The 13,595-nt window shown below is 38.7% G+C and carries 12 protein-coding genes; 5 read left to right on the forward strand and 7 right to left on the reverse strand.

The window, feature by feature from the left end; genetic code table 11:
• On the forward strand, nucleotides 1-550 hold a 550-nt coding region (locus tag OQZ33_RS20255), incomplete at its 5' end, for a hypothetical protein (RefSeq protein ID WP_265801188.1).
• Between the two features lie 46 nt (nucleotides 551-596).
• Here the strand turns inward: OQZ33_RS20255 and OQZ33_RS20260 are convergent.
• Complete coding sequence (locus OQZ33_RS20260) at nucleotides 597-2,897, reverse strand: ATP-dependent helicase (RefSeq protein ID WP_265801315.1); 2,301 nt, start codon at nucleotides 2,895-2,897, stop codon at nucleotides 597-599.
• 277 nt (nucleotides 2,898-3,174) lie between these two features.
• On the opposite strand from OQZ33_RS20260, the gene OQZ33_RS20265 reads away from it, so the two are divergent.
• Nucleotides 3,175-3,498, forward strand: coding sequence for a DUF493 family protein (locus tag OQZ33_RS20265; RefSeq protein ID WP_265801189.1), 324 nt, complete (start codon nucleotides 3,175-3,177; stop codon nucleotides 3,496-3,498).
• Between the two features lie 183 nt (nucleotides 3,499-3,681).
• On the opposite strand, the gene OQZ33_RS20270 is transcribed toward OQZ33_RS20265, so the two are convergent.
• Genes OQZ33_RS20270 through OQZ33_RS20280 form a run of 3 tightly spaced genes read right to left on the reverse strand, consistent with a single transcriptional unit; the run spans nucleotide 3,682 to nucleotide 6,770 of the window.
• Nucleotides 3,682-5,190, reverse strand: a complete 1,509-nt coding sequence (locus tag OQZ33_RS20270) for a PH domain-containing protein (RefSeq protein WP_265801191.1) — start codon at nucleotides 5,188-5,190, stop codon at nucleotides 3,682-3,684.
• The gene (locus OQZ33_RS20275) at nucleotides 5,183-5,740 is read right to left on the reverse strand and encodes a PH domain-containing protein (protein ID WP_265801193.1); all 558 of its coding nucleotides are present in this window, start codon (nucleotides 5,738-5,740) and stop codon (nucleotides 5,183-5,185) included. Before OQZ33_RS20275 ends, OQZ33_RS20270 begins: the two co-directional genes overlap by 8 nt.
• Nucleotides 5,741-5,795: 55 nt before the next feature.
• Nucleotides 5,796-6,770 carry an SGNH/GDSL hydrolase family protein gene (locus tag OQZ33_RS20280; RefSeq protein WP_265801195.1) on the reverse strand — a complete coding sequence of 325 codons (975 nt, stop codon included), beginning with the start codon at nucleotides 6,768-6,770 and terminating at the stop codon, nucleotides 5,796-5,798.
• 252 nt (nucleotides 6,771-7,022) lie between these two features.
• On the opposite strand from OQZ33_RS20280, the gene OQZ33_RS20285 reads away from it, so the two are divergent.
• Nucleotides 7,023-8,393, forward strand: coding sequence for a dipeptidase (locus tag OQZ33_RS20285; RefSeq protein ID WP_265801196.1), 1,371 nt, complete (start codon nucleotides 7,023-7,025; stop codon nucleotides 8,391-8,393).
• A gap of 226 nt (nucleotides 8,394-8,619) precedes the next feature.
• On the opposite strand, the gene OQZ33_RS20290 is transcribed toward OQZ33_RS20285, so the two are convergent.
• Entirely contained in the window at nucleotides 8,620-8,760 is a 141-nt protein-coding gene (locus OQZ33_RS20290) for a hypothetical protein (protein ID WP_265801198.1), read from the reverse strand.
• A gap of 21 nt (nucleotides 8,761-8,781) precedes the next feature.
• Here OQZ33_RS20290 and OQZ33_RS20295 point away from each other — a divergent pair, with 21 nt between their 5' ends.
• Entirely contained in the window at nucleotides 8,782-9,762 is a 981-nt protein-coding gene (locus OQZ33_RS20295) for a glycoside hydrolase family 43 protein (protein ID WP_265801199.1), read from the forward strand.
• A gap of 254 nt (nucleotides 9,763-10,016) precedes the next feature.
• Here the strand turns inward: OQZ33_RS20295 and OQZ33_RS20300 are convergent, their stop codons facing one another.
• A complete protein-coding gene (locus OQZ33_RS20300) occupies nucleotides 10,017-11,249 on the reverse strand; it encodes an MFS transporter (RefSeq protein ID WP_265801201.1) in 1,233 nt (410 codons plus the stop codon).
• A gap of 148 nt (nucleotides 11,250-11,397) precedes the next feature.
• Between OQZ33_RS20300 and OQZ33_RS20305 the strand changes: the two genes are divergently transcribed.
• Entirely contained in the window at nucleotides 11,398-12,264 is an 867-nt protein-coding gene (locus OQZ33_RS20305; protein WP_265801202.1) for a glycoside hydrolase family 25 protein, read from the forward strand.
• Between the two features lie 224 nt (nucleotides 12,265-12,488).
• Here OQZ33_RS20305 and OQZ33_RS20310 read toward each other — a convergent pair whose 3' ends face one another.
• Nucleotides 12,489-13,586: a mandelate racemase/muconate lactonizing enzyme family protein gene (locus OQZ33_RS20310; protein ID WP_265801204.1), complete on the reverse strand. Its 1,098-nt coding sequence runs from the start codon at nucleotides 13,584-13,586 to the stop codon at nucleotides 12,489-12,491.
• Between the last annotated feature and the right edge of the window lie 9 nt (nucleotides 13,587-13,595).

Here is a 13,595-nt window from a genome sequence, read left to right on the forward strand (position 1 = left end):
AGAAACAGGCGAAACATCTGGTGCAGATGAGCCATATGTATTGATGGGAGTAGTCTCACCATTTTCTGGTGCCGCCTTTAGATCGCAAACCTACAGCAGTGTAGATTCTGATACATCAAGACCTGACTTGATTGAAATTTACAGAGGCAAACCCAATGGTTTGATTCTTGAAATCACGTTAATGGAGAATGATCATGGTGATCCTGAAAAATTTAGAAAGGAAATTCAGGCCGCTATGACAGCAGCACATGGTTTAGGAACTGCCGCTTTGGGACTTATTCCTGTTGTTGGCGGTGCAATTGCAGCGGTGGTTGGCCCCTTGATTCAAAAATTTATTCCCGAGGTGGCCAAAGCGGTAAATAATTTATTTGGTTTTGGCGATGATAAGATTGGAAGCGAAAGGATTGTACTCACCGGTAAAGACCTTATCCTCTTGGCCAGACGAACCAACAATTCAAATTATAAAAATGTAGGTTACAAGTTTTCTACCAATAACCTTCGCGGCCACAATGCAAATTACAAAGTATATTTTGGCATAGTGCCGGCTTAAATGGGTTGTATTGATATTGTGTAAGGCAACTAGGCCTTATACAATATCAATTTTTCACAATCATCAATTTAGCAAATTTCAATAACAACTGCTTGTTGCCTAAACCCTGGAAAAATACCGTCGCTTTTACATCGGGTAAATTTCCTTCCAGACTAATAATCTTTCCAAAGCCAAATTTTTCGTGTTCTACTTCCATGCCACCTTGAAATTCGTGTGGTTGTGAAGGGGCAAAACCAGGGGTTGGAACGTGTGCTTTTGCCAATAGCGAAGTTGTTTTCGGACGAGGCGATGGGGCAGAAGTAGTGCTCGCAGGTTTTGGTTTGCTAAAGAAATCACGAGGTTGAGAAGTCCAGGTTTTGCGTTCATCATCAAAGTTGCCTTCAAAAACGTTGCTTTTAGCAGGTTTCACATCCAACTCTAAAAATCTGGGATTAATTTCGTTGATAAAACGGCTTGGTTCACAGTTAGTTAATGTTCCCCAACGGTAACGAGAAGTAGCGTAAGTTATGGTTAGCTTAATTTCAGCACGTGTAATGGCCACATAAAATAAACGGCGTTCTTCTTCCAAATCGGAACGGGAATTAACCGACATTTGCGATGGAAAAAGGTTCTCCTCTAGGCCGACAATAAATACGTTTTTAAACTCCAAACCTTTGGCAGAGTGAATCGTCATCAACGAAACCGTATCCTTGTTTTTGTCGCCGTCCTTATCATCATTGGTTAAAAGCGCTACATCCTGCATAAAAATATCCAGGCCTTTTTCTTCGATATCTTCACGCTCCGCAAACTCTTTTATACCATTTAATAACTCCTGAATGTTTTCGTATCTTGCTCTACCTTCAACGCTATCATCGGTATAAAGTTCCTTCAATATGCCTGCGTGTTGTGCAATAAACAAAGCTGAATCGTAAGCATCAAGCTTTTTAGCCTCTGCCTGAAAGCTCTGAACCATCATCGAAAAGTCGTTCAGCTGGTTAGCCAATCGACCGTCAACGTATTGATGCGCATTTGAAATTACATCCCACATGGTGATATTATTTTGATCTGCAGCTACGATGATTTTATCGATGGACGTATCTCCAATTCCACGTTTAGGATAATTAATTACCCTTTTAATGGCTTCTTCATCCTTCGGATTAAAAGTTAAACGGAAGTAAGCAATTAAATCCTTAATCTCTTTACGTTGATAAAAAGAAGTACCACCATATATTTTATAAGGAACATTCAGCTTGCGCAAGCCTTCCTCCATTGCTCTGCTTTGTGCATTGGTACGGTACAGAATGGCAAAATCGTGGTATTGATAACCTTTCAAACCGTGTTCCTGAATAATTGATTCAGCTACCAATTTACCCTCTTCATTATCGGTAAAAGCACGGGAAACCTTAATTCTATCGCCCTCTACATTTTCTGAGAAGACGTTTTTTTCCAGCTGATTTTTGTTGTTGGCGATAATGCTACTGGCGGCATCAACAATATTTTGGGTAGAGCGGTAGTTCTGTTCCAGTTTGTAAACCTTTAAATCGGGATAATCGCGTTCGAAGTTTAAGATGTTTTGAATGTTGGCTCCACGAAAGGCGTAGATACTTTGTGCATCATCACCAACCACGCAAATGTTCTGGTAAGCAGCGGCCAGTTTTTTCACAATGGTATATTGCGAAAAATTGGTATCCTGATACTCATCCACCATTAAATACCTGAATTTTTGTTGATATTTATTCAACACCTCAGGGTGTTCTTTTAACAGAATATTGGTTTTAAATAGTAAGTCATCAAAATCCATAGCACCAGCCCTGAAACAGCGTTTTGCATACTGCTCATAGATCTGGCCAATTAAAGGACGCTTATTTTGAATGTCTTCCGCCTGAATCTGATCGTTTGACTGATATTCACCCCAGGAAATAAGATTATTTTTTGCCGAAGAGATACGTCCAAAAACAAAGTTTGCGGCGTATAACTTATCGTCTAACTGCATTTCCTTTAAAATGGCACGGATAACACTCTTACTATCATCGGTATCGTAAATAGTAAAGTTGTTTGGATAACCAATTTTCTCTGCCTCTACCCGTAAAATCTTCGCGAAAACAGAGTGAAAAGTACCCATCCAAATGTTTTTAGCCTCAGCACCAACCACTTTTGAAATACGCTCACGCATATCTTTACTCGCTTTGTTGGTAAAGGTTAAAACCAGAATATTAAAAGGGTCGGTTCCTGTTTGAATGAGGTGTGCAACGCGATAAGTAATTACACGGGTTTTGCCCGAACCAGCACCTGCAACAATCATTACCGGTCCTTTTGTATTCTCTACTGCTGCTCTTTGTTGTGGGTTTAATCCTTCTAAATAGTCCAAATCGGCTCCTGTTTTTTTGAGGTTCAAAAATAACAATTCAAAAGTTTTTTATTGAATTTGTGGAGAAATAGAGGCCCGTTTTTTTTGAAAAGCAAAAGTCGGGTATAATATAAACTTCCCAATGATGATCACTAATCAAATCACGAATAGGAGAACTGCAATCTATGTTTAAGGAAATCTAACTGGCTAAATTAGTTCGTAAATTAGCAATCACTGATTTTTTTCTGCCAAAATTTCACCTTATCCATTTGGGAATAAAATTTGATATGTTTAAGTTATGGAAGAGAAAAAAATAAACAAGGACATAGAATTCACTAATATCCCAGAGGGAAACAGTACAGATATTTACGCTAACTTAAAAGAGAAGCTGGAAAGTGTAGAAAAGTTTCCAGGCATCTACAACTTCAAATTTATCTTGACGGGCGGTGTAGAGAAAATTCAAGATCTTCGTGCTGTTTTGCCAAATGATCAATTTTTAGAACAACCTTCTAAAACAGGCAAATATGTTTCGATAACAGTAAAGAAACAGATGCAAAATGCTGATGAAGTAATTGCGATTTATAAACAGACAGCAAATATTAAAGGTATAATGACGCTATAATTTATCTCGCAGATGTCTAAATAGTTTTGGTAGGAAAATCTGCGAAAATCTGTGTTATCTGCGGGAAAAATTTGCCACCTATTTCAGTATTTTGAATCTTTTTAGGCTTGCAGACTAAAGATGATTTCCGCAAAAAAAGAATGGGGTTAACCTAACTGATCTGTTGCAACAACCTTCAAACCATTACATCCAATTTTCATTACCACTCTCCACCTGGTAAAGCCAATAGTTCACTAGCCTTTTGATCTCGCTGTAATTCCCATATTTGAAATGAATTTGTCCAGCTGCAGTATGTAGGCACAAATGCCCCACATCTACGCTTTTGTGCCATGGATATTGTGAAGCCGTAATTGCCTGGATTTTGTGTGGAACGATTACTTCATTTGAAATATCCCAAATTCCACTTTTCTTGATAATAAACTGCTGATTTACGGAGATCCGGTGCCTTCGGTAACTGATGTAAATCATCAGAATTCCGACAATGAAATAGGCTGCTGCGAAGCCCAGAAAGGGTTTCACTTCTGGAACATTAAAAGCAACAAGCATAAAGATCGTCACTGGTAAGATCAGTTTAAAGAAAATAGGCAAATTCAAAAAGCGCCAATCGGGAACGAAAGTTTTCCCTATAGTTGGAACCTGTCCAAGTATCATCTTCAATAGTTCATCCCTTTCAAAAGTATCACATCCCACAATTTCGAGCGTATTGCCCTGCATTTCTTTACCCTTTTTACTCTCGCCAAAATGCGCCTGTTTTAAACTGATGTTGAGGAGATTAAGTTTCTTTTGAAAGTAATTTTGGCTATGTTTCGTAATCTGAACTTTAGTAGGGTTAATTAAGGTATTTTTTTTCGCAATCAGGCCAGACGATAATAGCAGGGAATTTTTATGCTGACTCACCTCCAGTTGGAAATACCGATAAAAAGTTCTGATAAGGTTGATTGACAATAGCACAATCAAAAAAATAACCACAATTACTGCAACAGAAAATAAGGTGGCCAAACCTAAAACAGTGCTTTGCACAGCTCCTTTATCAAGCCCGAAAATGTCCATAATATGCCGTGCTTCCTGAACGGTATACATAAAGAAGACGAGGATTACAGTTAAACTTTGCCCATAATTGGAGGTTAGCCCAACCTTAAACAGTGTCCAGGTACTTACCCTCAAAAACGGAATCTCATCGATTATTGGTAGCTCATTTGTTAATATATTGGCGTGTTCGGTAGCTTCAGTTTTGCCTTTTAATAAATGCTCCTTTAAATTATAAGCAGAAACTTCGTCAATGGCTTTGATACTTACTTCTTCTCCACTTGCCCCGGCGGTATCTATTTTGAGGCCATAAACGCCAATCATTTTCTGCAAGATATTTTGATTGATATTAACCTGCTGAATCTTGTCTAACTGAACAATTACCTGATCGCGATTTAAAATTCCCTTGTTAACTACGAATTCCTGCTTTTCCTTATCTAGAAAAAAAGTAAAGTTTAGATACCATAAATAAGAAAAGACTACACAAAGCAAAATAATTACACCAACACCAAGAAGTACATATGCGGTGTAGGCTGCACTCATTTTTACAAAGGCATAAATAACCAGGAAAAATGTTGCCTTACCAATTTTAAAAGCAGTATGGGCTGCCATTACGATTATTCCGAAAGCAGACTCTCGTTGGGGTTTACTGAAATCGCTATTCATTAACTTTCAGTTTAGTTTCAATTTCAGGTGTCTCAAGCAACTCGAGTTTATTCAATAGCAAATCTCTTATGCTCTTTGCTTCATCAATTGGTATGCCCGCAATGTGGAGGTGACCTGTTTGGCCGCTTGCAGTAAATATTTGCAGCGAACCCAAATTAAACATTCTTGAAAAAAAACCTTCATTCAGTTCGATATGCTGAATCCTGTCTAGCGGCACAATCGTAGTTGATTCGGCAATGATGCCACTCTTATAAATTACATCCTTGGTTCTGATGGCATATCCACGTTTCTTAAAACTAACATAGAAAAGCAAAACGGTAACAATGGTAACTACTACATAAATGCCAACAATGATTAAGGCATGTGGCTGTATTTTCTCATTAAAAAAAAATAGTAAAACAGCAGTAATGCCAATAACTAGAAAAGTGAGGATTAAATTAATGCAAATGATTTTCCAATAATTGGAGTGGGGTTTTTTCAGAGAAATTTCTTCGTATTTCGGTAACGAATTAATATCAATTGCTTCGTTTGTAAAAGTGTCAGTAGGCATTTTTAAAGATATAAAACTAATTAATCTGTTTTAAGACTAAAGCAGTAATCTTTTGTTACCTCGCTACGATAAACTTTTTTGCGGCATTGTACTGCCCTGAATCGGAAGTGAGTTTGAAAAAATAGATCCCCGGTACAAAAGTAGAGGTATTTATTTCCAGAGTATGCTTACCAGTATTAATATATTCATTCAAAACAGTTTTTACCAACCTGCCCATCATATCATAAACCTGTATGGTAAGTTTATCTGTTTCTGGCAAAACCACATCAAGGTAAGTTTGTGTTCCGGCTGGATTTGGATAGTTTTGTGAAACCACAAACATTAAAAACTTATCAAAAATCGCTTTGTTAATGGCATCGAAAATGACATAGCTGATTAATCTATAACCTCTGGCGTTTGGATGAAAAGCATCCTGATACAAGGTGAAATCTCTCCGCATCGCTGCATTTACATCTGCTAAATATATTTTATATTCAATGGCCAAACGCCTATAAACAACATTTAGAGCCCTGACGTTTACGTTTGCCTGAGCCAGCGGAGCGCTGTTTCTATCGTCTACATTTTGTAGTGTACAAAGAATTGGAACCAGGTTTTGCTTTAAACTGATGCTAATCAAAGAACGCATGTTGGCCTCCGTTTCGGCCACGCTTCCTTTACCGTTAACCATTGCCAACGCATCATTAATGCCCATCGAAATTACAATAAAACCTGTTCGGTCTTTTATCGCATTATCTATTCGTAACAAGCCTTGAAAAGTAGTCTGACCGCCGATACCGTGGTTGGTAATATCAACAACTTTGTTTTGATAGCAATTCAAAAAGTTATTTCTCAGCATAGTTTGAAAACCAGCTCCATTAACCCCTTCAACTGTACTTGCACCAAAAGTTACAATGTTAATACTGTCTCTAGCGTAAAACTGAGCTGCTTCAGGGCAACTTACCCGAGGTGGGCTTGTTGTTTGCGTAAAACCAGAAATGCTGATGGAAAATAGCAATACTAAAAAAGTACTGAACTTTATGCTAATTTTCATTGTGAAGAATCATTTCTTGGCTTTTTGGATAATTTTAAAAGTGCAATTTACGAAAAAATGGTTTAAAAAATATTTCGTAAAGTTGAATTTTATTTAAAAACAACAATTACTTAACAAACTAAGTGTCTTGTCAAATTTAAGTGATATCAACTAATTTCTTCCTCAAAAAACACACCTTCTAAAAGTAAAATACAAACGATAAATCAAGGGCTTTTATGGTAAAATCATATATTTGCTCAAATTCATTTTGTTATGCAAGAGATTAAAAATTACGTAGAAACGCACAAACAACGCTTTTTAGACGAGTTGTTCGAACTATTGCGTTTTCCATCAGTGAGTGCCGACCCAAAAAATAAAGCTGATGTTTTAAAAACAGCTGACTATGTGGCGCAAAAACTAAAAGATGCCGGTGCGGATCACGTTGAAATATGTCCAACCGCTGGTTATCCAATTGTTTACGGTGAGAAAATAATAGACAGTGCTTTACCAACCGTTTTAATTTATGGTCACTACGATGTGCAACCTGCAGATCCCCTGGAATTATGGCATACACCACCATTTGAGCCGACCGTACGCGATGGAAAAATCTACGCCCGTGGTGCCTGTGATGATAAGGGCCAGTTTTACATGCATGTGAAGGCGTTCGAATTGATGATGCAAACCAATACTTTGGCCTGTAACGTTAAGTTTATGATAGAAGGCGAGGAGGAAGTTGGTTCGGCAAATCTTGGTATTTTTGTTAAAGACAATGCAGAACGTTTAAAAGCCGATGTGGTTTTAATTTCTGATACTTCGATGATCAGCATGGAGCATCCTTCAATAGAAACGGGTTTACGTGGTTTAGCATATATGGAAGTGGAAGTTGTTGGTCCGAACCGCGATTTACATTCGGGTGTTTATGGCGGCGCAGTGGCTAACCCGGCTACAATATTGTGCAAAATGATTGCTTCGCTACACGATGAAAATAACCACATTACCATTCCTGCATTTTACGATAAAGTGGTAGAATTGAGTGATGAAGAGAAGAAAGCTTTAAATGCTGCTCCTTATGATGAAACTGAATATAAGGAAGATTTAGCTATTGATGAGGTTTGGGGTGAAAAAGGTTACTCTACTTTAGAGCGTACAGGAACCCGCCCGACTTTGGAGGTTAACGGAATTTGGAGTGGTTATATTGGTGAAGGCGCTAAAACCGTGTTGCCAAGCAAAGCGAATGCGAAAATTTCGATGCGTTTGGTGCCAAATCAAAGTTCTGAGGAAATCTCAGAAATTTTTACCAAACATTTTGAAAGCATTGCCCCTAAAAATGTAAAGGTAAAAGTAACGCCTCATCACGGTGGCGAACCGGTGGTTACCCCAACCGATAGTATTGCCTATCAGGCTGCAGAAAAAGCGATTGAAGATAGTTTCGGTAAAAAAGCCATTCCAACACGTGGAGGAGGAAGCATTCCAATCGTAGCCTTATTCGAAGATGTTTTGGGTATCAAATCTGTCCTTTTTGGCTTTGGATTAGATAGCGATGCCTTGCATTCACCAAACGAGAAATACGACATCTACAATTACTATAAAGGAATTGAAACTTTGCCTTTGTTCCATAAATATTTTGCAGAACTAAGTAAATAAGTCGAATCTCATTTTAAATTATCCCTGTTTGTTTATTCAGACAGGGATTTTTTTTGAAAATGAAAGGCAGATTTTCATTGGTACTGTAGTCCTGCCATTGCTCATAGTCCTTATTTCGCTGCGCTGCATTCCGGGCTATTTAGCGCTGTCAGGTTTATGGTTAACGGTTGTAATTTCACAGCACCATACTGGCAGTTTAAACCCGATCAAAGTGTATGCTCCCGATTTAAGCATCTGCATTTATTTTTTTTTGCATGCTTGCTTGTTGCACAGGTTTCATCGGAGCAGAAACGGGAGCGGGGCTGAAGAAACCGATGGTAACGAGATCTTTGCTTTTCCCAAAATCATATTCAATTTTATAATTCATATTTTTTCATAAATTGTGCACATGAAATACATATTCTCATCTCTTTTACTTTTAGCAGGACTTAGTTCTTTTGCTCAAAGTACTAAAACGATTAAGCAGTCAGGAAATCCCATATTTCAGGGTTGGTATGCAGATCCGGAAGCGGCGATTTTCAATAACAAATATTGGGTTTATCCCACCTACTCTGCAAGGTATAAAGAGCAGGTTTTTCTGGATGCTTTCTCTTCTGATGACTTGGTTACTTGGAAAAAACATCCCCGTGTTTTGGATACTGCTGCGGTGAAGTGGGCAAATAAAGCCATGTGGGCCCCGGCAATTGTTCAAAAAGATAAAAAGTATTACTTGTTCTTCGGAGCAAACGACATTCAAAGCGACAACGAAGTAGGTGGAATTGGAGTTGCCGTTGCTGATAAGCCTGAAGGACCATACAAAGATCATTTAGGAAAGCCTTTGGTTGATAAATTTCATAATGGTGCACAGCCCATTGATCAGTTCGTTTTTAAAGATAAGGATGGTCAGTATTATTTAATTTACGGAGGTTGGAAGCACTGTAACATTGCCAAGCTGAACAAGGATTTTACCGGTTTTGTGCCTTTCGAAGATGGAACTACTTTCAAAGAAATTACGCCGGAAAACTATGTTGAAGGTCCTTACATGTTTATTAAAGATGGGAAATATTACTTTATGTGGAGCGAAGGTGGCTGGACTGGTCCGGATTATTCTGTAGCCTATGCCATTGCAGATTCGCCGTTTGGTCCGTTTAAAAGGGTTGATAAAATTTTAAAGCAAGACCCGGAAGTGGCAAGAGGAGCGGGGCACCACTCTTTATTGATTAACGAGAAAAAAGGTACTTATCACATTGTTTATCACCGCAGGCCATTAAGTGAAACGGATGGTAATCATCGGGTTACCTGCATTGATGAAATGAAATTCGATGCCGATGGGAAGATTCTCCCTGTAAAAATTACAAACGAAGGCGTAAAAGCACAAAAGGTGAAGTAGTTTATACAGATAACAAATGGCGATTTGATAGTCGACCTTTAACAAGGTATTAATTTGTATAAAAAAGTTCAAAGCGGAGCAAATTTAAAATCTGCTTTGAACTTTTTTTAGTTATGGGTTCTGTGTTACAGGTTATAAATTGGAAGTACAAGATGGTAGTGTGGTGCTGTTAAGTTTACTAGCCAATGCCGTTTCAGACAGGAAGATCGTGCTCAACTTGGAACTTGGACCACTGAACTTTCAACCTTGAACTTTCAACCCTCAACTCCCAACTCCAAACTTTCAGTTTTCACCATCCCAAGCCTGTTAAATCCCCATGCGCAGCACAATAACATACAGGCAAGGCCGAACCAAAGCCAATTATAGCCCAGGTTTTTAGCAATGAAAAAACCAGCCAACGGGCCGATTACCTGAGCGCAAGACCAGCTCAAGGTATAACCAGCAGCATATAGACCTCTATTATGCTCGTTACTCCTGCTAATAACGATTGTGTTGATAAAAGGCAGCGAGAACATTTCCCCGCCTGTAAATATTACGATTACCAAAACTGCACCAACCAAATGGAAGCCAATTGGTGCGCTCAACATCAGGTAAGAAAGTGCGAAGAAAATCGCCCCGATGATGATAAAGAACATGGGTGGTCGTTTAGCTTCGATTTTATTGATCATAATCATCTCAAACAAAGCGATTACTGCGCCATTGATTCCTATAATAATCCCGATGGCAAACTCATCAATGTGCCATTGTTCTTTAAAGAAAACAGGAACTACCCTAAACATCAGGAAAGCACAGGTAATAAATATGGTGGTTAATAAGATGAATTTCACATAAAATATATCTTTCCAGGGTTTCATAATTACCATATTCAAAGCATTTTCTTTAGCTTTTTTAATGAATCCTTTTACCTGTGGAAGAAAAGATAAAATGAGCAAACCTACGATGATACTTACGCCACCTTCAACAATAAAAAGTAGTTTATAATTGAATGAGGCAATAATTCCAGCTAGACTGATGCCAACCGACCAGCCAATATTTACTGCCAACCTGTTTAATGAGTAAGACCTTGTGATGGTTCCTGCGGTAGCATAGTGTGCAACCGCCGTAAAATTCGCCGGTCGAAAGGCCTCTGAAAAAAAGCTGATCACCACTGCCAGTATACACAAGCTAGTAAAATGTGTAATGGTGGAAAATAAAATGAATAAAATGCCACCGATAATAGACGAAAGGATTTGCACTGGTCGGAAACCAATCATATCTGTTAATTTTCCGCCCGTTGCCGAACCCAGGATGGAACCCACGCCGAACAACGTGATAATTAGGCCGGCATCCATTTCGGAGCGGTGCAAACTTTGCGTAACATATAAACCCATAAATGGAACGGCCATGCTTCCGCATCTGTTAAACATCATTACAATGCTTAGAAGCCAGGTTTCTCGGCTTAATCCACTGAAAGACGTTTTATAGGTGTTGAGTATGAGCTTGAACATGATTTATCTGGTGCGCAAAAGTAATGAACTTTTTATTTAACTATTGGATTTAATTCCAGTTCGACAAAGTCAACATCCTCTCGAAGTATGCAGCAAAACCTTTTTATTTGTTCTTCATTTTCCTCAACTTAGTACCCTCAAATAAACTATGCCCCCAGAGAAGAGAAAAACCGTTACGAGAAAACCTGTTACCAGAAAACCTGCGGTACGTAAAAAGAAATCTAAGCCTTTTCCTACGCAGTGGAAGGTGGTTATTGCTGGTTTATTGCTGATTCTGTTTTCCCCATTTTATTACGGCTACATTCTGAATGGCTTTGTGGCCACCTGGCGATGGATAAAAGATTGGGGGCAAGACCCCAACTATCGCACTTATGAAAGTTTCAACATTAAAATCCCGAAAAAATATACCATCCATGGAATTGATGTTTCTTATTACCAGGGAAAAATAAACTGGCAAAAAGTGAAAGATATGGAGGATGATGGGGTGAAAGTGAAATTCGCATTTATTAAAGCGACGGAAGGCCTTTTACAAGTTGATCCTTATTTTCAAAGAAATTGGCGTGAAGCCCCGAAAGTGGGGATTATATGTGGTGCTTATCATTTCTTCAGACCAAAGCGAGATGGAAAAACCCAGGCGAAGTTTTTTCTACAGGTGGTGAATATTGAAAAGGGCGATTTGCCGCCAGTGGTCGATATTGAAAGTTTAGACGGTGTTTCTCCAGTTAAAATGAGAGTTGAGCTGGCCGATTTTCTAAACTATGTGGAAGTTAAAACCAAAGTAAGGCCTATTATTTATTCAGGCTTGAAGTTTTATGAGGATTATCTCGAAGAACATTTCGATGAATATCCCTTATGGATTGCGCATTACTATCAACCAAAATTAAGGATGGATAAAAGTCGTTGGAAATTTTGGCAGCATTCTGATAAAGCCAAAATTAATGGCATTGGTCACGTTGTGGATTTTAATGTGTTTAATGGCGATAGTTTGGCGTTAGATAGACTATTAGTTCACTAGTCATTGGATCACTGGTCATTATTTAATCAGGAGTAATGCCTAACCGTTTTCGTGATTGCGAGAAGGCTTTTTTCAGCCGACAAAGCAATCTGTTATTAGGTTCAATTGGTCGTTTATCAATAATGAATTGGTATTGATCATTGATTAATCTTAAAATTCGCTAACGAATAAATTAATTTCTAAAGGCGCAGGTAGGAAAACTAATGAACGAATGGACAGCTGAACTAAATTGTCCAGCTTTCACATTTCTCCAGGAAAAATTCATCAGCTTCTGCGCCTATTCCAACTTCTTCAGGAACATCAAGAAAATAACCATTATAGGTTAAACCCCCAACGCATGGATCGGCTAAATGACCTAACAACGCTGTATCTAAATCAAAAAAGTCGACATTAGGACTGGCCAGTGCAAAATGAAGGTTAGCAGTCAAGGCTATTCTGCTTTCCAGCATACTCCCTATCATACATTTTACCCCAGTTTGCAGCGCTTCTTCGTGAATTTTTTGCGCTTCTAAAATTCCACCTGATTTTGAAAATTTGATATTCAAATAGGTTGTCGATTGGCTGTTGATCAGTTTCCGGGCATCGTGATGGTTGTAGCAACTTTCATCAGCCATTAACTTAATCGGGGAATTGACATTTAACTCCGGCAATTTATCATCGTACCAGGTTCTCATAGGTTGTTCACAAAACTCAATGTTGTATTTCTCCAATGCACCAAGGGCAAATAAAGCATCGTCAAAGCTCCAGCCTTGATTCGCATCCAGACGTAAAGTAATACCGTTGCCAATAGCCTCCCGAATATGTTTTACCCTTTCAATATCATCGCTCACTTTTTTGCCCAGCTTGATTTTAATGATTCCACAACCCTTTTGTACATAGCCTAGCGCTGTGGCTGCCATTCCTTCGGCGGTGTCAATACCAACGGTCATATCTGTTTCGATGGTTCTTCTTTTCCCGCCTAAAAACTGGTAGAGTGGTAAGCCCGCATGTTTTGCTGCAATATCAAATAATGCCATGTCAAAAGCGCTCTTTATGGTATTGTTATGGTCTGCATAACCCAGCAATTCGTTCATCCGCTCAGGAATTTCCAGAGGATCTTTTCCTTTCAATATAGCAGCAAAGTCTTTCGCCATTGCTATACAAGTTTCCTGAGTTTCACCCACAATCATCGGAAACGCCGAGCATTCGCCTATTCCATGAATTCCGGCATCAGTGTAAATTCTGATCAGCACATTTTGTGCAAAATGCATGGTGCCCGTGGCAATTACAAATGGCTCCATCGGGATGCTGAAGCGGTAGATTTCGGTATGGGTGATTTTCATTTTATGATC

This window comes from Pedobacter sp. MC2016-05 (assembly GCF_026239735.1).
GTDB lineage: Bacteria > Bacteroidota > Bacteroidia > Sphingobacteriales > Sphingobacteriaceae > Pedobacter.

What these genes read in the sequence shown, in the direction of transcription:
- OQZ33_RS20300 (WP_265801201.1), bottom strand. Translation starts at nt 11,249, where the DNA reads ATGTTCAAGCTCATACTCAACACCTATAAAACGTCTTTCAGTGGATTA.
- OQZ33_RS20275 (WP_265801193.1), bottom strand. Translation starts at nt 5,740, where the DNA reads ATGCCTACTGACACTTTTACAAACGAAGCAATTGATATTAATTCGTTA.
- OQZ33_RS20265 (WP_265801189.1), top strand. Translation starts at nt 3,175, where the DNA reads ATGGAAGAGAAAAAAATAAACAAGGACATAGAATTCACTAATATCCCA.
- OQZ33_RS20285 (WP_265801196.1), top strand. Translation starts at nt 7,023, where the DNA reads ATGCAAGAGATTAAAAATTACGTAGAAACGCACAAACAACGCTTTTTA.
- OQZ33_RS20305 (WP_265801202.1), top strand. Translation starts at nt 11,398, where the DNA reads ATGCCCCCAGAGAAGAGAAAAACCGTTACGAGAAAACCTGTTACCAGA.
- OQZ33_RS20295 (WP_265801199.1), top strand. Translation starts at nt 8,782, where the DNA reads ATGAAATACATATTCTCATCTCTTTTACTTTTAGCAGGACTTAGTTCT.
- OQZ33_RS20310 (WP_265801204.1), bottom strand. Translation starts at nt 13,586, where the DNA reads ATGAAAATCACCCATACCGAAATCTACCGCTTCAGCATCCCGATGGAG.
- OQZ33_RS20290 (WP_265801198.1), bottom strand. Translation starts at nt 8,760, where the DNA reads ATGAATTATAAAATTGAATATGATTTTGGGAAAAGCAAAGATCTCGTT.
- OQZ33_RS20270 (WP_265801191.1), bottom strand. Translation starts at nt 5,190, where the DNA reads ATGAATAGCGATTTCAGTAAACCCCAACGAGAGTCTGCTTTCGGAATA.
- OQZ33_RS20280 (WP_265801195.1), bottom strand. Translation starts at nt 6,770, where the DNA reads ATGAAAATTAGCATAAAGTTCAGTACTTTTTTAGTATTGCTATTTTCC.